The organism is Nocardioides sp. NPDC087217 (assembly GCF_044744805.1).
Lineage (GTDB): Bacteria > Actinomycetota > Actinomycetes > Propionibacteriales > Nocardioidaceae > Nocardioides.
This window is the reverse complement of sequence record NZ_JBIUZB010000014.1, coordinates 45,068-63,650: the sequence shown is the minus strand read 5'-3', so window position 1 is coordinate 63,650 and position 18,583 is coordinate 45,068. Positions and strand designations below refer to the sequence as shown.

Here is an 18,583-nt window from a genome sequence, read left to right as displayed (position 1 = left end):
TCAGATCCACCACCCGGATTCGGACCTCAGCCGCAAACACCTTCGGCATGACAACACTCCCTCACTCAGCGTTGCCTCGACCGATTGATTCCGCCCGCTTCACAAGGTAGCCAGGAACACGGGGCGACGGCCGCGGCAGAGCGGACGCTGCTGCCTCAGCTGGGCTACCGGCCATGCCCGTTTCAGGCAGTCGCCTCGACGGTTGGGCAGGGTCATCAGGTGGCGATTGATGCGCCGCGGACTGGCAGCACCGCCAACTGCAGCGCCGTCCGGATCAGCACTGCCCGGCGCGGAGCATCGGCAGGTTAGCCACCCGGCAGGAATGGCACGACAAGGCGGTGTGAGGACGCAGATCAGCGACCGCCCATCGTGGGCTCGGATGAGCACGGGCACGGCGATGCCGGCCGACCCTGCCTCGATCAGCTGGTTCGGGTGCGCCTGGTGAACCGGATCCGCCCATCCGGGAGCCGCTCATAGGCGTAGTTGGGTTCGTGGATCCGGCGATGGTCGCTGGGGCAGAGCAAGACCATGTTGGCCAGATCGGTTCGTCCGCCTTCGGCCCACGGTTTCAGGTGATGGGCCTCGGTCCAGGCCGCTGGCGCGTCACAGTCTTCGGCTTGGCAACACTTGTCGCGTAACCGGAGCGCTCGGTGTTGGACCGGATACGCCAACCGGGCGGTACGACCGAGATCCAGCACTTCGGAGTCGGTGCCAAGCACCACCGGAACGAGGTCTGCGTTGCAGGCCATCCGACGGGCCTCGGCGGCGGTGATCCTCTCCCCGTCGAAACCTAGGGCCGCGGTGCCGAGATCCTTGCGAAGGTCCTCGACGCTCATGGTGATGAACATCGTGGTCGCATGCCCACCGTGGCGGGGCAACTGGTCGACGTCGTAGGTCTCGACCACCCGGGCGAACGCCTGACCCAGCAGCCGGTCATAGGGCGCCTTGCGGCCCTTGTCCTCGGCCGAGAGCTTCCTCGGCTGGGCCAGGGAGTCCAACAATGTGCGGAGCCGCATCCCGACCGCACGGGAGACCCGCGCCTGGATGTCGATGGTGCCGTCGCCGTTGTCACGAGACTGGAAGAAGGTACGCCGCTGGGCGTGCTCCTCTTCTCGCTGCAGCGCTTTGGCCTCGGCCTGCTCGAATCGTTCCGGGTCGATCTCGGCCAGGATCCGGCGTCCGACGATCTTCAACTCGTTCGCCGTCAACCGGGTCGCGTAATCGACCAGGAGCTTCTCGGCCAGGGCCAGGTCCTCGGCGCTGGCGGCGGGGTCGGCCTCGATCTTGTCGAGCGCCTGGGTGATCACCCGCGCCTTGTCCTGCGACACCACACCCTCGGCCAGACCATCAGCAACAAGCTCGTACTTGCTCACCGCCGCCGCGAGTTTCACCTGCGAGCGAGCTACGCCCTTGTCGACGAGGAGTTCGGTCCGCATCCACCCGGAGGCGTCTTTCGCACCGGTCTCCTCGGCGATGTCACCGGCCGTAGCTAGCACCCGCAGCTTCAACGCCGCTTGTTGGGCTTGGAGTTTCTCCAACCGTGCCAGCAGGTCCTTCTTCTGGCTCGCGCGCCAGTAGGCGGGATCGGTGGCGAGGAGTTCTTGGAGGGCGGTTTCGATGGCCTGCAGGGCAGCGTCGATCGCATCGCCGGGGTTGGTGCCCCAGTGGTCAATGTCGCGGCCGAGACTCATCGCCGTTCCTCTCTCAGAGGTGTGCTGTGATGGGTCCGATTCTATGCCACGTACGCTTGCTTGGCCATCTATTTTCCCTGGTCAACCGATGTTTTCGCGGTGAGCGAACGACCTCGTATCTGTGGATGGTAAGTGGCCCGAAGGGCCACCCTCGCGCCCCATCAACCTCACCTGTCCCAGGCAAGATTCCGCTGCGCCACACCCGGGCCGCCGCCCCGATAGCCAGCCAAATCTTTTCTCGATCTGGTCCGGAGTCCAGGACCGCCGAAGGCGGCCGGCGAAGCCGGCGCCCGAAGGGCGTCCTTGACGCCGGACCAGATCGAGAAGACCCTCCAAGAACGGGTCGGCGGCCCACCCCAACCCCGAGAAACAGCACCCGACAAACCAGAACCACCCACGTACACCCAAAAGCCCCTGCCCAACCCCGAACCCAGCTACGGTCCAAAGGCATGAAACCCCTGGGCGACGTCCCCTGGCCCCCAGCCCCGATCCACACCGAGCGCCTGATCCTCCGACACACCAAGCCCGAGGACAGACCAGGACTTGCAGAGCTTCTCTCGGACGAGACCGTGCAGGCGTACCTCGGCGGCCCGCAGCACACCCGAGAAGAGCTGGAAGAGCTGATCCCGGAGGATCCGAACACCAGGCCCGGAATCTTCGCCGTCGAGCACGCGGGCGAGTTCATCGGCAGGATCACGATCCAGCGCCGCGATCGGGCGTGGGCGCACCACGTACGCGAGGAGGGCGACGAGGTCGAGCTCGGCTATGAGCTTCTTCCAACATCGTGGGGCGCGGGCATCGCGACCGAAGCGACCAGAGCCGCGCTCGGCTGGATCGAGAAGACGCTCCCAGGCGAGCCGGTCGTGCTCACCACCCAGGTCGCCAACGAGCGCTCCCTGCGCCTGGCCCGCAGGCTGGGATTCGTCGAGGTGGAGCGGTTCCTGGGCTTCGGTGCCGAGCAGTGGTTCGGGGTGCTCAAGAGCAGCTAGCCCGGCGGAGCCTCACTCCTCGGGAGTTCCGAGGTAGGCGACCAATGCCAGGTGGTCGGAGCCTGGCACCTCGACCGTCTCCGTCGCCAGCGCGACCAGGTCATCCCCGATCAGGACGTGGTCGATCGCGGTCGACGGCGGAAGGGGTACGCCGGCGAACCCCTCGGTCGGCCAGGTGGGCTGCCATCCGGCGTTGCTGGCCCGGGCGGCGTCCTGCAGGTCTGCGTCGTCGAGCAGCCGCCGGACCGTGTGGTGGTCGAGCGAGGCGTTCAGGTCGCCCAGGACGAGGTCGGGCTTCTCCGCGGCCGTCTCCTCGATCATCAGCTCCTGCTCGGCCGGCCAGGATGCGAGCGTGGGCGGCGCCGGATGCGCGACGACGACCCGCCACTCCCCCACGTCGGCGACCCACGACCCCATCTCCGTCGCGATCCGGCGCGACTTGGTGATCGGCTGGTCGGCGAAGATCATCGTGCCCGCGGTGCCGGGGGCGGCCTCGCCGATCCAGTAGGGCAGCTGGTCGCGCAGCGTCCTCGACAGCTTCGCGAACGCCTCCGGGGTGATCTCCTGGATGGCGAGCACGTTGACCTTGTGCGCGCGCACCGTCTCGACCACGACGTCGGTGTCGCCCTTGCCCTCGAGAAGGTTGGTCGTCATCACGGTCAACGGCTCACCGGCGCTGGTCGCGCGGGACCCCGCATGGAGCGGCGCCTGCCAGGCCACGTGCACCGCCAACAGCAGCGCGACGACCCCGGCGACGACCGCGAGCCGGATCCGCCCGGGGCCGGTGGCCAGCCAGACCAGGATCAGGATCGCGACCAGGCACAGGGCGTACATCCCGACGCCGAAGGGCGCGAACGCGGCCAGACGCACCGCCCGCAGATCCGTGCTCGCCAGTGCCCGGGAGAACGTGATCGCCAGCGCAGGCAGGCCACAGAGGACGAGCACGCCCCACGCCAGCGCCAGCGGCACCCACCGAGCTCGGCTCATAGCACGACCAGGTCGTCGCGGTGGATGACCTCCCGAGCGTACGCAGCCCCGAGATTGGCCTCGAGATAGCCGGAGGAACGTCCGGCCAGCCGCGGGATCTCGTCGGCGTCGTAGTTCACCAGGCCGCGCGCGACGGCCACGCCCGACGGGTCGACGACGTCGACCGGGTCACCTGCGTGGAACGCGCCGGAGGAGCCGGTGACCCCTGCGGCGAGCAACGAGGCACCACGGCGACTGATCGCGGCGACCGCGCCCGCGTCGACGGTGATCGAGCCGACCGGCTCGGTGGCGTGCTGAAGCCACAGCAGCCGCGCCGGGCGCCGCTTGCCGACGGCATGGAACAGGGTGCCGACCGGCTCGCCCGCGAGCGCGGCCTCTGCCTGAGCGGCCGAGGTCAGCACGACCGGGACACCGTCGTCGACAGCGATCCGGGCGGCCTCCAGCTTGGTCACCATCCCCCCGGTGCCGACTCCGGCGGCGCCGGCCTTGCCGATGGTCACGCCGTCGAGATCGGCCAGTGAGGCGACCTCGTCGATCCGCTGCGAGCCGGGCTGGGACGGCGGCGCGTCGTAGAGCGCGTCGACGTCGCTGAGCAGCACCAGCAGGTCGGCCTTGACCAGGTGGGCCACCAGCGCCGCGAGCCGGTCGTTGTCGCCAAACCGGATCTCGGAGGTGGCCACGGTGTCGTTCTCGTTGACGATCGGGAGCACACCCAGGTCGAGCAGCTTCGACAGCGTCGCGTCGGCATTGCGATAGTGGGCCCGCCGGTTCAGGTCATCGACTGTGAGCAGCACCTGACCTGCGATGATGCCGTGCCGGGCGAGCTCGTCGGTGTAGCGGTGAACGAGCAGCCCCTGCCCCACGCTCGCCGCCGCCTGCTGCTTGGCCAGCGCCCGCGGTCGCTTGGCCAGCCCCAACGGCGACAGACCGGCCGCGATCGCACCCGAGGAGACCAGCACGACCTCCGCCCCGGTGGCGCGGGTCTTGGCGAGTACGTCCACCAGCGCGCTGACCCGGGCCGGGTCGATGCCTCCCGCAGCCGTGGTCAGCGACGACGACCCGACCTTGACCACCACCCGGCGTGCCCCGGTCACGACCTCGCGCTGCACCGATCCCCCTCGTACGTCAGCCTTCACACTTCGCTGCGCCGGATCCTACCGGCGCTCGCGCCGGTCGAACCGCACGTTTCCGCTGGTCGAGCGCGCGCTACCGCTCCGACTCCGCCGACGACGGGTCGTTCTCGGCCCAGTCGCGGTCCGGGTCGTCCTCCCCGCCGATCTCGTACGCCACCGGGCCGGCCCCGTCGCGCAGCCGGCGGGCGACGTCGGCGCGGGCTTCGTACTCTTCCTTGGTCTCCATCCCGGCGTCGATCTCGCGCCGGCGGGCGGCAGCGGGGCGCTCCTCGTAGAAGCGCTGGTCCTCACCACGGCGGCCGAGCATCTCGGCACCGGTCTCGATCGAGGGGCGGAAGTCGAAGACGACCGCGTTGGCCGGGTCGCCGATGATGACGGTGTCGCCCTCCTGGGCCCCGAGCTCGACCAGGCGCATCTCGACGCCGAGCCGGTTGAGGCGGTCGGCGAGGTAGCCCACGGCCTCCTCGTTCTCGAAGTCGGTCTGGCGCACCCAGCGCTCGGGCTGCGGGCCACGGACGAGGTATTCGCCGTTCTTCGACACCTTGACCGTGAAGCCGTTCTTGCCCTCGGCGCCCTCGGGGCGCAGCACGATCCGGGTCGGCGGAACCACCGGGACGTCCTTGCGGGAGGCGGCCACCAGCTCGGCCATCGCGTAGATCAGCTGCTGGGTGCCCTCACCGGAAGCCGCGGAGATCTCGAAGACCTTCATCCCGCGCTTCTCGAACTCGCCGATGGTCATCTCGGCGATCTCGCGACCGTCGGGGACGTCGACCTTGTTCAACGCGACCAGCCGGGGCCGGTCCTCGAGGCCGCCGTGGCGGGAAAGCTCGTTCTCGATGACGTCGAGGTCGTCGATCGGGTTGCGGCCCGGCTCGATGCTCGCGGTGTCGATGACGTGGACGAGCGCGGCACAGCGCTCGATGTGGCGCAGGAACTCGTGACCGAGGCCGCGACCGTCGGCGGCACCCTCGATCAGGCCCGGTACGTCGGCGACGGTGAAGGTGATCTCGCCGCCCTTCACGACACCGAGGTTGGGCACCAGGGTCGTGAACGGGTAGTCGGCGATCTTCGGCCGGGCGCGCGAGATCGCCGCGATCAACGACGACTTGCCGGCGCTCGGGAACCCGACGAGGCCGATGTCGGCGACGACCTTGAGCTCCAGCCCGATCTCTCGCGCCTCGCCCGGCTCGCCGAGGAGCGCGAAGCCCGGAGCCTTGCGCTTGGAGGAGGCCAGTGCCGCGTTGCCGAGCCCGCCACGGCCGCCCTCGGCGATGACCAGCTCGGAGCCCGGGCCCACCAGGTCGGCCAGGACGTTGCCGTTCATGTCGGTCACCACGGTGCCGTCGGGGACCGGAAGCACCATGTCCTCGCCGTGGGCGCCGTTCTTGTGGTCACCGGCGCCCTGGCCGCCGTTGGGGGCCTTGCGCTTGGGACTGTGGTGGTAGTCGATCAGGGTGGTCACGTCGGGGTCGACGCGGAGGATGATCGATCCGCCCGGGCCGCCGTTGCCGCCGTCGGGACCGCCGAGCGGCTTGAACTTCTCGCGGTGAACCGACGCCACCCCGTGTCCGCCGCGACCGGCCTCGACGTGGAGGGTGACGCGGTCGACGAAGGTGGGTACAGCCATGGCTCCAGCCTACCGACGGCACGCTCTACAGTTGCTATCCGCGATCCGCCCTCCCGCGTCTGCCTAGGTAGGTTTGACGCCATGCGCATAGGAACTGTGATGTGGCCGATCGAGGACTGGCCGGCGATGGGTGAGCGTTGGGTCCAGGCCGAGCAGCTCGGGTTCGAGACGGCGTGGGTCTATGACCACCTGGCCTGGCGCGGGCACAGCCCGTGGGAGGAGGCGTTCACGTCGATGGCGGCCGCGGCCGCCCTCACCTCCACGATCCGGCTGGGCACACTGGTGACCACCCCGAACTTCCGTACGCCGATCCCGACCGCCGCCGCGATCCGCAGCCTCGACCGGATCTCCGGTGGGCGCGTGACGATCGGCATCGGCGCGGGCGGCGACGACCACACCTCCGACGGGGACGTGCTCGGGCGGGAGTTCACGCCTCGCGAGCGCGCCGACCGGTTCGCGGAGTGGACCCGCACCGTCGACCAGCTCCTGCGCGACTCGCCGGTGACGATCGACGGCGAGCACTGGCAGACCCACGAGGTGACCGTCTCTCCCGGTCAGGTGCAGCAGCCTCGCACCCCGCTGTGGCTGGCCGGCAACGGCCCGCGCGGGATCCGGCTCGCGGCCGAGGTCGGCGACGGGTGGATCGCCAATCCGCAGAGCGACGACCCGAAGGCGTACGTCACCCAGCGGCTCGACATGCTCCGTACCGCCTGCGAGAAGGCCGGGCGGGACTACGACGCGATGCCGAAGCTCTTCATGTCCGGCTTCACCGACGAGCCGTGGACCGAGTCGGCCGACGCGTTCGAGGACCTCGCCGGCTCCTACGCCGAGATCGGGATCACCGACATCGCCATCCACTGGCCGCGTGCCGGGACCCGCTGGGAGGTCCCGTGGGACACCTTCGAGGCGATCGCACAGCGCGCGACGGAGCTCTGAGACAAACTAAAACCCGAAAGGGCGCTCCCCCAGCGGGGAGCGCCCTTTCGCAGAAGTGCTATCGAATCAGGCGTCAGCCGGAACGATGTTGATCACGCGGCGGCCGCGGCGCTTGCCGAACTCGACCGCGCCCGGCTGCAGGGCGAACAGGGTGTCGTCGCCGCCACGGCCGACGTTGGTGCCGGGGTGGAAGTGGGTGCCACGCTGGCGGACGATGATCTCGCCGGCGCTGACGACCTGGCCGCCGAAGCGCTTCACGCCGAGGCGCTGTGCGTTGGAGTCGCGACCGTTCTTGGTGCTTGCCGCACCCTTCTTGTGTGCCATCTTCTCAGTCCTTTAAGTGTCTCTAGAACGCCGGAATCAGGCGTTGATCGCGGTGACCTTGACCTGGGTGTACTTCTGACGGTGACCCTGGCGCTTCTTGTAGCCGGTCTTGTTCTTGTACTTCTGGATGATGATCTTCGGGCCCTTGGAGGCACCGACGATCTCAGCAGCAACCGAAGCCTTGTCGAGGCCGGTCGAGGTCACGTTCTCGCCGTCGACCAGGAGGACCACGGGCAGCGAGACGGCCGAGCCGTTCTCACCGTCGAGGCGGTCGATCTCGATGACGTCGCCGACAACGACCTTCTGCTGCTTGCTGCCAGCCTTCACGATCGCGTACACCGCGGTCTCCTTCATTGCTCCGAACTCAAAGTCTTGTGTCGACCCGCGGCAAGGCAGACCGGACCCCGAAGCGATAGGTGCCAGCAGATGCCTGCAGGAACGGCGCACTGCGCACGCCGAGATTCAATCTTACGTACGCGACGAGGTAGCCGCAAAACGCCGCGGCACCGTCGACCCGACACCGTCGCCGTGGGTGCCTGCGACATGGTGCCCCAGAGGGCCCCGATCGCACCAACCGGGCGCCCGATTCAGCCTCAACCCCTACGAACCGGGCACGATTCCGGGCATGATGGCGCCCATGACGTCGACCGAACCGTCGCTCGCGAACCAGGCCCGGCAGGAGGAGATCCTGGCGCGCGCACGCACGACCGGCCGGGTGTCGGTGACCGATCTCGCGCCCGATCTCGGGGTGAGCGTCGAGACGATCCGGCGCGACCTCAAGGTGCTCGCCGACCGCGGCGTCGTGGAGCGGGTCTACGGTGGCGCGGTCGCCCTGGAGAGCGGCAGCTTCGAGACCTCGCTCGAGTTCCGCGCGGGCCGCGACGTCGACGAGAAGCACCGGATCGCCCGGGCCGCCCTCCAGCACCGGCACGGCGCGGAGACGATCTACATCGACGAGGGCACGATGCCGCAGTTCCTCGCCGAGGAGCTGCTCGGCCAGGGGCCCGCGACGATCATCACCCCCTCGCTCCCGGTGGCCACTCGTCTCTCCGCCGATCCGGACCTCACCGTGATCATCCTGGGCGGCCGGGTCCGCACCATCACCCGGGGCGTCGTGGACCAGTGGGCGACCCGGATGCTCGCCGATCTGGTGATCGACCTGGCCTACATCGGCGCCAACGGGATCTCCCGCGAACAGGGTCTGACCACCCAGGACCCCTCCGTCGCCGCGGTCAAGCGCACCGCCATCGAACGCTCCAGGCGGCGGATCTTCTTCGGCGCCCACACCAAGTTCGGGGCCTCCAGCCTGTGCCGATTCGCCGGCGTACGCGACTTCGAGCTGCTCATCACCGGCACCGAGCTGCCGGCCTCCGAGGCCCGCCGTTTCTCGGCACTCGGACCCCGGGTCATCCGGGCCTGAGATCGGGCGGCAACCGGGCGCTTCGGGCGCAGCGACCGGGCTAGGGGGTCCGGCGAGAATTACGCCATCGTGGTCCGTGACGACAGTCACACTGCGAGGAGGCAGATCGATGCGGGTACGGAGACGGACCTCCGCAGCGCTGACAGCGCTCTCATTGACCACCGTGTTGTTGACGGCATGCGGCACCGGCGGCCTGGGCGCCGGCGGGACGAGCGCGGGCGAGCACAGCATCACGGTGCTGATGGTCAACAACCCCCAGATGCTCGAGCTCCAGGAGCTCACCGCGGAGCACTTCACGAAGGAGACCGGGATCGAGGTGAACTTCGTGGTCAAGGTCGAGCAGGACATGCGCGACACCGCGAGCACCGAGTTCGCCAACCAGTCCGGGATCTATGACGTGGCGACGCTGTCCAACTTCGAGATCCCCTACTACGCCGAGGCCGGCTGGATCTCGGACATGGAGAGCATCGCGAACGACCCCGAGTTCGACCAGGACGACATCCTGCCGCCGATGACCGAGGCGCTCTCGGCCAACGGCAAGGTCTACGGCCAGCCGTTCTACGGCGAGTCCTCGTTCCTGATGTACCGCAAGGACCTGTTCCAGAAGCACGGCATCGAGATGCCGTCGAACCCGACCTGGGAGCAGGTCGCCGGCTTCGCCGCCCAGATCGACGAGGCCGAGGCCGACATGCGCGGCATCTGCCTGCGTGGCCTGGCCGGCTGGGGCGACAACCTCGCCTCGATCACGACGGTGGTCAACACCATGGGCGGCACCTGGTTCGACGAGGACTGGAACGCCCAGGTCAACAAGGGCGGCTTCAAGAAGGCGGCCAACTTCTACGTCGACCTCGTCCGCGAGCACGGCGAGGCCGGCGCCGCGACCTTCAGCTTCCCGCAGTGCCTCAACGCCATGCAGCAGGGCAAGGTCGCGATGTGGTACGACGCCACCTCAGGTGCCGGGTCGCTGGAGGCCGAGGAGTCACCGGTCAAGGGCAAGGTCGGCTACGTCGCCGCCCCGCACGACCAGACCGAGAACGCCGGCTGGCTCTACACCTGGGCATGGGCGATCCAGAAGGCGTCGCGGCACCAGGAGGACGCCAAGAAGTTCGTCGCCTGGGCCTCCAGCAAGGAGTACGAGCAGCTGGTGATGGCCGATACCGAGAACGACACCGGCGGGCCGACCAACGTCCCCGCGGGCAAGCGGGCCTCGACCTATGAGGACCCCGAGTACCTCGAGGTGGCCGGCTCCTTCGCGACCCCGACCATGAACGCGATCAAGAACGCCCAGGCCGACAACCCCGGCGTCCAGAAGCGGCCCTACAACGGCATCCAGTTCGTCGGGGTTCCGAGCTTCACCGACTTCGGCACCGAGTGCGCCAAGCAGCTCAGCAGCGCCATCTCGGGCTCGAAGACCACCGACGCGGCACTCGACCGCTGTCAGTCGCTCGCCCAGGCGTACGGCGACGTCCAGAAGGAGAAGCAGTGATGGCCACCGTGACCGCACCACTCCCCGAAACGACCGAGCCGACGGCGACTCGGCCGCCCGCGGCGTACCGGAAATGGGGGCGGGAGTCGTGGAAGCTGCGCGCGCCGCTGCTGCCCGCCCTGATCTTCCTGATCGTGGTGACGCAGCTGCCGTTCGTGGCGACGCTGGTGATGTCGTTCATGAACTGGAGCGCCCAGCCCGACGCCCCGGAGCGCAGCTTCGCAGGCTTCGACAACTTCAAGACCGTGTTCACGACGCCGGCCTACCGTACGGCCGTCCTGAACACGATCGAGATGACCGTGGTCGTCGTCGGGGTCAGCGCCGTGCTCGCCCTCGGGATCGCGCTGCTCCTCAACCACGCCTTCATCGGCCGCGGTCTGGTGCGCACGATGATGATCGCGCCGTTCCTGATCGTGCCGATCGCGGCCGCGGTCTTCTGGGGCAACGGCATCCTGATGACCGGGTTCGGTCTGGTCGACGGTGTGCTCGGTCAGCTCGGGGTGCCAGGTGCCCAGGACATCGCGTTCCTCACCGACCATCCGAAGCTCGCCATCGAGATCGAGCTGATCTGGCAGTGGACGCCGTTCATGATGCTGATCCTGCTCGCCGGCCTGCAGTCGCAGGACCCCGAGGTGCTGGAGGCGGCGAGCATCGACGGCTGCAACGGATGGCAGACGTTCGTGCACATGACGCTCCCCCACGTACGCCGCTATCTCGAGCTCTCGATCGTGCTCGGCACGATCTTCATCGTCCAGAACTTCGACTCGGTCCTGGGCATGACCGGTGGGCTGAACTCCACCAACATCCCGTACGCCGTCTACGAGACGTTCTACTCGGCCAAGGACTACGGGGTCGCCTCCGCGCTGGGCGTCGTCGTGGTCATCGGCTCACTGATCATCGCGACCTTCGCGCTCCGCGTCGTGTCGTCCCTGCTGACCGACGAGGAGGCAAGCCGATGAGAACCTGGAACCGGCAACGGGTGGCGAAGATCGTCATCCCGATCGCAGCGTGGCTGGTCGGCATCATCTTCGTGATCCCGATCCTCTACATGGTCCTGACCTCGCTGCACGCACCGCAGGACGCCCAGACGTACCCGCCGAGCTGGGGTGCCCCGCTGACGCTGGACAACTACACCGGCCTGTTCACCTCCGCGAACCCGATCACCCCGGCGCTGATCAACTCAGTCATCACCAGCGTGATCTCGACGCTGCTGGTGCTCGCCCTGGCCATCCCGGCGGCGTACGCCCTGGCGATCAAGCCGGTGAAGAAGTGGTCGGACGCGATGTTCTTCTTCCTGTCGACGAAGATGCTGCCGATGGTCGCGGGGATCCTGCCGATCTACCTGTTCACGACCCAGGTCATCAAGATGCCCGACAACGTGGTCATCCTGATCCTGCTCTACACCGCCATGAACCTGCCGATCGCGGTCTGGATGATGCGCTCGTTCCTGGCCGAGGTGCCGCCCGCGATCATCGAGGCGGCCTCGATCGACGGCGCTTCGACGTTCCGGATCCTGACCCGGATCGTGGCGCCGATCTCGATGCCGGGGGTCGCGGCCACGTCGCTGATCTGCTTCATCTTCGCCTGGAACGAGCAGCTCTACGCCAAGGTGCTGACGTCGGTCGCCGCGCAGACGGGTCCGGTCTTCGTGAACACGCTGATCCAGACCGAGCACGCCTACCTCGCCGAGCTGGCCGCCGGGGCGACGCTGATCTCGCTGCCCGTGCTCATCGCCGGGTTCGCAGCTCAGGACAAGCTGGTGCAGGGGCTCTCCCTCGGGGCGGTCAAATGACTCACGCTCGACTCACGTCGGCTCGGCTCGGCGAGCTGTCTGCGGCCGTCGCCGTCCCCGCCTACGACCGCTCCGCCGTCACCCCCGGGATCGTGCATCTCGGGGTCGGTGGCTTCCACCGCGCCCACCAGGCACGCTACGTCGACGACCTGCTCGCCTCGGGCGTCCGCGACTGGGGCATCGTCGGGGTGGGGCTGATGCCCCAGGACGTACGCATGCGGGACGCTCTCGCCGCGCAGGACCATCTCTACACGCTCGTCGAGCGGGCGCCGGACGGGGGCGTGCGGGGCCGGGTGATCGGCTCGATCATCGACTACCTCTTCGCCCCCGACTCCCCCGCGGACGTACTGGAGCTGCTCACCGACCCGCGGATCCGGATCGTGTCGCTGACCATCACCGAGGGCGGCTATCACGTCAACCAGGCGACCGGCGGCTTCGACGCCTCCGACCCCGCCATCCAGGCGGACCTGCGGCCGGGTGCTGTGCCTTCGACGGCGTTCGGCTACGTCGTGGAGGCGCTGGCGCGCCGTCGGGCCGAGGGGATCGCGCCGTTCACGGTGATGTCGTGCGACAACATCGCCGGCAACGGAGAGGTCGCCCGGGCGATGCTGTCGGCATTCGCTTCCCTGCGCGACCCGGATCTCGGCGACTGGATCAGGTCCGAGGTGGCCTTCCCGAGCTCGATGGTGGACCGGATCACCCCGGCCACGACCGACGCCGACGTCGAGGAGGTCGGCTGGCGGTTCGGGATCCAGGACGCGTGGCCGGTGGTCAGCGAGCCGTTCTCCCAGTGGGTGCTCGAGGACCATTTCCCGCAGGGACGGCCGCCGTTCGAGCAGGCAGGGGTCGAGATGGTGCCCGATGTGGAGCCGTACGAGCTGATGAAGCTGCGGCTCCTCAATGCCAGCCACCAGGCGCTGTGCTACCTCGGCTACCTCTCCGGATACCGCTACGCCCACGAGGTCTGCACGGACCCGCTGTTCGTCGACTTCCTGCTCGGCTACATGGCACACGAGGGCACCCCGACCCTGCCGCAGGTGCCTGGGGTGGACCTGCCGGGCTACCAGCAGGAACTGATCTCCCGCTTCGCCAACCCCTACATCCGCGACACCCTGGCGCGACTCTGTGCGGAGAGCTCCGACCGGATCCCCAAGTGGCTCGTGCCGGTCATCACCGCTCAGCTGGATCGTGGCGGCTCGGTGCGTCGGTCGGCGCTCGTCGTCGCCTCCTGGGCCCGGTATGCCGAGGGGGTCGACGAGCAGGGCGCGCCTATCGATATCGTCGACCGGCGCCGGGCCGATGTGACGGCCCGCGCGCTCGCACAGCGCGAGGACCCGCTCGCCTTCCTCCGCGACCCCGATCTCTTCGGCGACCTCGTCGACTCCCCTGAGTTCACCGAGCCGTACGCCGAAGCGCTGGCGTCCCTGCACGCGGTCGGTGCGCGGAAGGCTCTCGAGTCCTGGGAGACCTGACACACACAGTTCGTACGGTCCGGGCAGGTCGGCGGGGATATGAGGTTGAACCGTGTGCCTCGATGCACCAGATTGGATCCCACTCGGGCGGCTGACCTGCCCAGACGTCGACCGCTGAGGTGAACTGTGTGCGCCGCTCCCGACCTGACAGATGTCCTCCGCGTACGTGGCGGGGCCGCCACCCGCAAGGAGCTGCTCGACCTGGGACTGCGCGACGAACTCGGCGCGGCCCTGTCTGCCGGGAAGCTCGTCGTGCTCACCGGCGCCCGGGTGGCGCTTCCCGGGCTCGCCGACGACAAGTCGGCGGCACTCGCGCTCGGCGGGGTCGTCTCCGGGCTCAGCGCCGCACGTGTGTGGGGCTGGTCGCTGAAGCACGAGCCGACCGAGATCGAGGTGACCGTGCCGCGCAACAGCTCGCGCAAGGCGCGATCAGGTGTGGTCGTACGTCGCCGCGATCTTCCCAGCGACGCCATCGGTCCGGGCGCGATCACCTCACGTGCCCGGACCGTCGTGGACTGCGCCCGGCAGCTCCCGTTCGACCAGGCACTGTACGTCGCGGACTCGGCGCTGCGAGACGGCTTGGTCACCGGCCTCACCCGCGACGACCTGGTCGCCGAGGCCGAGTCCTTGCCTCGCACCGGGCGGCAGCGCGCCTTGGATGTCATCGCCGTCGCTGATCGGCGGGCAGCAAATGCCTTCGAATCGGCGACGAGGGCGATCGTGCTCCCGATCGCCGGGCTCTCGGTCACGCCCCAGGGTGATCTGGGATTCAGCGAGGCCGGGGCAGAGCAGTACGGAGACCTCGTCGATGCCCGCCTGCGGCTTCTCATCGAGTGCGAGTCGTGGGCCTACCACTCCGGCGAGGAACCGTTCCGGCGCGACATCCGCCGCTACACCGATCTGGTCGCGCGGGGCTGGACCGTCCTCCGCTTCGTCTGGGAGGACGTCATGCAGCGTCCGGACTACGTACGTCGCCAGGCCGAGCGAGTCGTCGAACGCCTCGGTGGTCGTCGGGCCGTCCCGCGTTGACGAGGAGGGCGCAGCGGCAACGCCGAAGCCCCGGCTCCCGCTGGTGCGGTCGCCGGGGCTCCTGAGCGTACGTCAGCTGTCGTCTGCCCTTCGGGCGGTCACTCGGTCGTCTCGGACTGCGCGGTGTTTCGGCTCGCGCCGCCGCGGGTGCGGGTCACGACCTTCGGCGCGGGGGTCGAGGCGGTGCCGTTGCTGACGATCGGCGCCTCGGACTTGGTCGCGGTCATCACCGCGCCCTCGCCGGTGCTCACGACCTCGCGGCGGGCGCCGCGGCGCTGCCGGGTGACCACCTTGGGCTTGGAGTCGACCGGCTCGGCCGCAACCGGCTCGGCCGCGATCGGCTCCGGCTTCGACTCGGGCTCGGTCGCCTCGGGCTCGACGGCCGGGGCCACGGGAGCGGGCTCCTCCTCGGCGACCGGCTCGGACGCGACCGGCTCGGACGGCGCCGGCTTCGACGCGGGCGAGCTGCCGACGACGGCGGCCAGGACCGGGCGGCCGGTGGTGGCGGCACGGCGGGTGCGCGTACGCGTGGTGACCTTCGGGGCCTCCGGCTCGGCCGGGGTCGTCGGCTCGGCCGGAGTCGTCGGCTCGGCCGCAGTCTCGGCGGCCGGGGCCTCGGCGGGCGTCTCGACCGGCTCGGTCACCGGGGTCGACGCCTTGGACCGACGCGAACGGGTGCGGGTCGTGACCTTGGGAGCCTCGACCACCGCTTCCTCGGACGCGGTCTCGACGGGCTCGGCCGCCGGGGACTCCGCGGGGGTCTCGACCGACTCGGCCACCGGGGCCGACGCCTTGGACCGCCGCGAACGCGTACGGGTCGTGACCTTGGGGGCCTCGGCGGGCTCGGCGGGGGTCTCGACGGGCTCGACGGCCTGGGCAGCCGGCTCGTCCGTCTTCTCCACGCTGTCGCTCTGTCCGGCCATGGCGGCGAACTCGGCGGGCGTGGGCGTCTTGGCGGACTCCTCGACGGGCTCGGCGCGGTGCTCGGTGCCGATCTCGTCCTTGCCCTTGCCGCGGCCACCGCGACCGCCACGACGGCGCGAACGCGGCTCGTCGGGGGCGACCCCGGAGGACTTGCCGGCCTCGACCGGGTGCTCGTGGATCACGAGGCCACGGCCGCCACAGGCGTCGCAGTTCTCGGAGAAGGCCTCGAGCAGGCCGGTGCCGATCCGCTTACGGGTCATCTGCACCAGGCCCAGCGAGGTGACCTCGGCGACCTGGTGACGGGTCCGGTCGCGGCCCAGGCACTCGACCAGGCGACGAAGCACCAGGTCACGGTTGGACTCGAGAACCATGTCGATGAAGTCGACGACGATGATGCCGCCGATGTCGCGCAGCCTGAGCTGGCGCACGATCTCCTCGGCCGCCTCGAGGTTGTTCTTGGTGACCGTCTCCTCCAGGTTGCCCCCGGAGCCGGTGAACTTGCCGGTGTTGACGTCGACGACGGTCATCGCCTCGGTGCGGTCGATGATCAGCGAGCCACCCGAGGGCAGCCACACCTTGCGGTCCAGGCCCTTCGCGATCTGCTCGTCGATCCGGTACGCGGCGAAGGCGTCGGCCTCGCCGTCGTACTTCTCCACCCGCTCCTCGAGGTCGGGGGCCACCGACTGGACGTAGTCCTTGACGGTCTCCCACGACGAGTCGCCGGAGATGACCAGCTTGGCGAAGTCCTCGGTGAACAGGTCGCGCACGACCTTGAGGGTCAGGTCGGGCTCGCCGTAGAGCAGCTGCGGGGCGTTGCCGTTGGCCTTCTTCTCGATGTCCTCCCAGCGCGCCTTGAGCCGCTCGACGTCACGCGTGAGCTCGTCCTCGGCGGCGCCCTCGGCAGCGGTGCGTACGATCACGCCGGCCGTGTCGGGGACGATCTCCTTCAGGAGGGTCTTGAGGCGGTTGCGCTCGGTGTCGGGCAGCTTGCGGGAGATGCCGGAGGTGGTGCCGTCGGGCACGTAGACCAGGAAGCGGCCGGCCAGCGAGATCTGCGAGGTCAGGCGGGCGCCCTTGTGGCCGATCGGGTCCTTCGTCACCTGGACGAGCACCTTCTGGCCGGAGGTCAGCACCGACTCGATCTTGCGGGGCTGGCCCTCCTTCCAGCCGAGCGAGGCCCAGTTGACCTCACCGGCGTAGAGCACCGCGTTGCGGCCCTTGCCGATGTCGATGAACGCGGCCTCCATGGAGGGCAGCACGTTCTGGACGCGGCCGAGGTAGACGTTGCCGATCAGGCTGGTCTGGCTCTCGCGGGCGACGTAGTGCTCCACGAGCACCTTGTCCTCGAGCACCGCGATCTGGGTGAGGTCCTCACGCTCGCGGATCACCATGACGCGCTCGACCGACTCGCGGCGGGCCAGGAACTCGGCCTCGCTCACGATCGGGGCGCGACGGCGACCGGCCTCGCGGCCCTCGCGGCGGCGCTGCTTCTTGGCCTCCAGGCGGGTCGAGCCCGCCAGCGCGGTGATCTGGTCGTCACCGGTGCGGCTCTGGCGAACCTTGGTGACGGTGTTCTCCGGGTCGTCCCCGGCGGCGGCGTCGCCCGAGGCCTCGCCGGCCCGGCGGCGGCGACGGCGACGGCGCGAGGAGGTGCTGCCCTCGCCCTGCTCGGCGTCGGTGTCCTTGCCGGCGTCGTCGCTCTCGTCGGAGTCCTCGGACCGGTCCTCGGTGTCGGACGCGTCGGAGCCGTCGGCGTCGCCGTTGGCACCCTTGCGACGGCGGCGGCCGCCACGGCGGCGACGACGACGGCCGTTGCCGCCACCCTCACCGTCGTCGGCCGAGCTCTCGTCGGACTCGTTGCCGGTCTCAGACTCGGTCTCGGGCTCGGTTTCGGTCGCCTCGGGCTCCTCGTCGGCGGCCTTCTCCTCGACCGGCGCCGCGTTGCGCGAACCGCGCTTACGCGTCCGGGTCGGGGCCTCCTCCTTCGCCACCTCAGCGGCAGGCTCGACGGCGGGCTCGGTGGCCTGCGGCTCGTCCTCGGCGGGCGTCTCGACAGCGGCCTCGACCGGCTCCTCGGCGGGCTTCGGCTCGGCGACCTTGCGCGTACGCCGGCGGGTGGTCGTCTTGGTCGGCGCCTGGAACAGCACCGCGGGGGCCGGCGGACCGGCCTGTTCGGCGGTCTCCTCGAGAGTCTCGTCGGCGACCTCCTCGGCGGGGGTTTCGACGGGCTCTACGGGCCCGACGACGGGCGCGGCGGCCTTCTTGGCGGCCGTCTTCTTCGCAGTGGTCCGCTTGGCGGCGGTCTTCTTCGCCGCCGTCTTCTTGGCCGGAGCCTCGACGGTCTCGGCGGGAGTCTCGGGAGTCTCGGAGGTCTCGGCCTCCGGCGTGGCGGTGGCCTCGGTGATCTCGGTGGTCTCGACCTCGGCCGGAGCCGGAGCGGCAGCCTTCTTGGTCGTACGCTTCCGGGTCGTCTTCTTCGCCGCCGTCTTCTTGGCGGGGGCCTCGGCTGCCTCAGCGGCCTCGGCGGTCTCGTCGGCGGGGGCCTCGGGAGCCTCAGCCGGGGCCGCGGCGGCCTTCTTGGTGGTGCGCTTGCGCGTGGTCTTCTTCGCCGCGGTCTTCTTCGCGGGGGTGGTCTCGCCGGTCGCTTCCGCGTCGGTCGTGGGGGTGTCGGTCACCGGAGCCTGCGCTGTTTCAGCGTCGTTCTCGGTGTTCTCGACAGTGGTCTCGTCGGCCATGCCGTTCTCCTCATCCAGGACCTTCACAGGTGCCGGAT

15 protein-coding genes are annotated in these 18,583 nt (G+C 69.5%); 8 read left to right on the top strand and 7 right to left on the bottom strand.

Annotated features, from left to right (window positions below; genetic code table 11):
- Positions 1-419: 419 nt before the first annotated feature.
- Positions 420-1,691, bottom strand: a complete 1,272-nt coding sequence (locus ACIO3S_RS29470) for a DUF222 domain-containing protein (protein ID WP_400470461.1) — start codon at positions 1,689-1,691, stop codon at positions 420-422.
- 449 nt (positions 1,692-2,140) lie between these two features.
- On the opposite strand from ACIO3S_RS29470, the gene ACIO3S_RS29465 reads away from it, so the two are divergent.
- Positions 2,141-2,680 (top strand): GNAT family N-acetyltransferase, encoded by a 540-nt coding sequence (locus tag ACIO3S_RS29465; protein ID WP_400470459.1) that lies wholly within the window; start codon positions 2,141-2,143, stop codon positions 2,678-2,680.
- A 12-nt stretch (positions 2,681-2,692) separates the two neighbouring features.
- Here the strand turns inward: ACIO3S_RS29465 and ACIO3S_RS29460 are convergent, their stop codons facing one another.
- The 3 genes from ACIO3S_RS29460 to obgE all read right to left on the bottom strand — a co-directional run bounded on the left by ACIO3S_RS29460 (position 2,693) and on the right by obgE (position 6,427).
- On the bottom strand, positions 2,693-3,667 hold the full coding sequence (locus ACIO3S_RS29460; RefSeq protein ID WP_400470456.1) for an endonuclease/exonuclease/phosphatase family protein: 975 nt from the start codon (positions 3,665-3,667) through the stop codon (positions 2,693-2,695).
- Entirely contained in the window at positions 3,664-4,776 is a 1,113-nt protein-coding gene (proB, locus tag ACIO3S_RS29455) for a glutamate 5-kinase (RefSeq protein WP_201451076.1), read from the bottom strand. The genes ACIO3S_RS29460 and proB overlap by 4 nt, the downstream gene beginning before the upstream one ends.
- Positions 4,777-4,873: 97 nt before the next feature.
- A complete protein-coding gene (obgE, locus tag ACIO3S_RS29450) occupies positions 4,874-6,427 on the bottom strand; it encodes a GTPase ObgE (protein WP_400470454.1) in 1,554 nt (517 codons plus the stop codon).
- A gap of 81 nt (positions 6,428-6,508) precedes the next feature.
- On the opposite strand from obgE, the gene ACIO3S_RS29445 reads away from it, so the two are divergent.
- Positions 6,509-7,363: an LLM class flavin-dependent oxidoreductase gene (locus ACIO3S_RS29445; RefSeq protein ID WP_400470452.1), complete on the top strand. Its 855-nt coding sequence runs from the start codon at positions 6,509-6,511 to the stop codon at positions 7,361-7,363.
- A 66-nt stretch (positions 7,364-7,429) separates the two neighbouring features.
- On the opposite strand, the gene rpmA is transcribed toward ACIO3S_RS29445, so the two are convergent.
- Positions 7,430-7,687, bottom strand: coding sequence for a 50S ribosomal protein L27 (rpmA, locus tag ACIO3S_RS29440; RefSeq protein ID WP_141803598.1), 258 nt, complete (start codon positions 7,685-7,687; stop codon positions 7,430-7,432).
- A gap of 36 nt (positions 7,688-7,723) precedes the next feature.
- Positions 7,724-8,026, bottom strand: a complete 303-nt coding sequence (gene rplU, locus ACIO3S_RS29435) for a 50S ribosomal protein L21 (RefSeq protein ID WP_160024636.1) — start codon at positions 8,024-8,026, stop codon at positions 7,724-7,726.
- Positions 8,027-8,324: 298 nt separating this feature from the next.
- Here rplU and ACIO3S_RS29430 point away from each other — a divergent pair, with 298 nt between their 5' ends.
- The 6 genes from ACIO3S_RS29430 (at position 8,325) to ACIO3S_RS29405 (ending at position 14,886) form a co-directional block, all read left to right on the top strand.
- Positions 8,325-9,107, top strand: coding sequence for a DeoR/GlpR family DNA-binding transcription regulator (locus tag ACIO3S_RS29430; protein ID WP_350716332.1), 783 nt, complete (start codon positions 8,325-8,327; stop codon positions 9,105-9,107).
- 109 nt (positions 9,108-9,216) lie between these two features.
- Complete coding sequence (locus tag ACIO3S_RS29425; protein WP_400470447.1) at positions 9,217-10,593, top strand: ABC transporter substrate-binding protein; 1,377 nt, start codon at positions 9,217-9,219, stop codon at positions 10,591-10,593.
- Positions 10,593-11,552: a carbohydrate ABC transporter permease gene (locus tag ACIO3S_RS29420; protein ID WP_160024639.1), complete on the top strand. Its 960-nt coding sequence runs from the start codon at positions 10,593-10,595 to the stop codon at positions 11,550-11,552. The genes ACIO3S_RS29425 and ACIO3S_RS29420 overlap by 1 nt, the downstream gene beginning before the upstream one ends.
- Positions 11,549-12,385, top strand: coding sequence for a carbohydrate ABC transporter permease (locus ACIO3S_RS29415; protein ID WP_400470443.1), 837 nt, complete (start codon positions 11,549-11,551; stop codon positions 12,383-12,385). Before ACIO3S_RS29420 ends, ACIO3S_RS29415 begins: the two co-directional genes overlap by 4 nt.
- Positions 12,382-13,857: a mannitol dehydrogenase family protein gene (locus ACIO3S_RS29410; RefSeq protein WP_400470440.1), complete on the top strand. Its 1,476-nt coding sequence runs from the start codon at positions 12,382-12,384 to the stop codon at positions 13,855-13,857. The genes ACIO3S_RS29415 and ACIO3S_RS29410 overlap by 4 nt, the downstream gene beginning before the upstream one ends.
- Positions 13,858-13,983: 126 nt before the next feature.
- Complete coding sequence (locus tag ACIO3S_RS29405; protein WP_400470437.1) at positions 13,984-14,886, top strand: DUF559 domain-containing protein; 903 nt, start codon at positions 13,984-13,986, stop codon at positions 14,884-14,886.
- A gap of 98 nt (positions 14,887-14,984) precedes the next feature.
- Here ACIO3S_RS29405 and ACIO3S_RS29400 read toward each other — a convergent pair whose 3' ends face one another.
- Positions 14,985-18,545: an Rne/Rng family ribonuclease gene (locus ACIO3S_RS29400; protein WP_400470434.1), complete on the bottom strand. Its 3,561-nt coding sequence runs from the start codon at positions 18,543-18,545 to the stop codon at positions 14,985-14,987.
- Positions 18,546-18,583: the final 38 nt, after the last annotated feature.

Bases quoted from the DNA above. Each gene is read 5' to 3' on its own strand.
- ACIO3S_RS29420 (WP_160024639.1), top strand. From the start codon at position 10,593: ATGGCCACCGTGACCGCACCACTCCCCGAAACGACCGAGCCGACGGCG.
- ACIO3S_RS29415 (WP_400470443.1), top strand. From the start codon at position 11,549: ATGAGAACCTGGAACCGGCAACGGGTGGCGAAGATCGTCATCCCGATC.
- ACIO3S_RS29460 (WP_400470456.1), bottom strand. From the start codon at position 3,667: ATGAGCCGAGCTCGGTGGGTGCCGCTGGCGCTGGCGTGGGGCGTGCTC.
- ACIO3S_RS29430 (WP_350716332.1), top strand. From the start codon at position 8,325: ATGACGTCGACCGAACCGTCGCTCGCGAACCAGGCCCGGCAGGAGGAG.
- ACIO3S_RS29445 (WP_400470452.1), top strand. From the start codon at position 6,509: ATGCGCATAGGAACTGTGATGTGGCCGATCGAGGACTGGCCGGCGATG.
- ACIO3S_RS29470 (WP_400470461.1), bottom strand. From the start codon at position 1,691: ATGAGTCTCGGCCGCGACATTGACCACTGGGGCACCAACCCCGGCGAT.
- obgE (WP_400470454.1), bottom strand. From the start codon at position 6,427: ATGGCTGTACCCACCTTCGTCGACCGCGTCACCCTCCACGTCGAGGCC.
- rpmA (WP_141803598.1), bottom strand. From the start codon at position 7,687: ATGGCACACAAGAAGGGTGCGGCAAGCACCAAGAACGGTCGCGACTCC.
- ACIO3S_RS29400 (WP_400470434.1), bottom strand. From the start codon at position 18,545: ATGGCCGACGAGACCACTGTCGAGAACACCGAGAACGACGCTGAAACA.
- ACIO3S_RS29425 (WP_400470447.1), top strand. From the start codon at position 9,217: ATGCGGGTACGGAGACGGACCTCCGCAGCGCTGACAGCGCTCTCATTG.
- ACIO3S_RS29465 (WP_400470459.1), top strand. From the start codon at position 2,141: ATGAAACCCCTGGGCGACGTCCCCTGGCCCCCAGCCCCGATCCACACC.
- ACIO3S_RS29410 (WP_400470440.1), top strand. From the start codon at position 12,382: ATGACTCACGCTCGACTCACGTCGGCTCGGCTCGGCGAGCTGTCTGCG.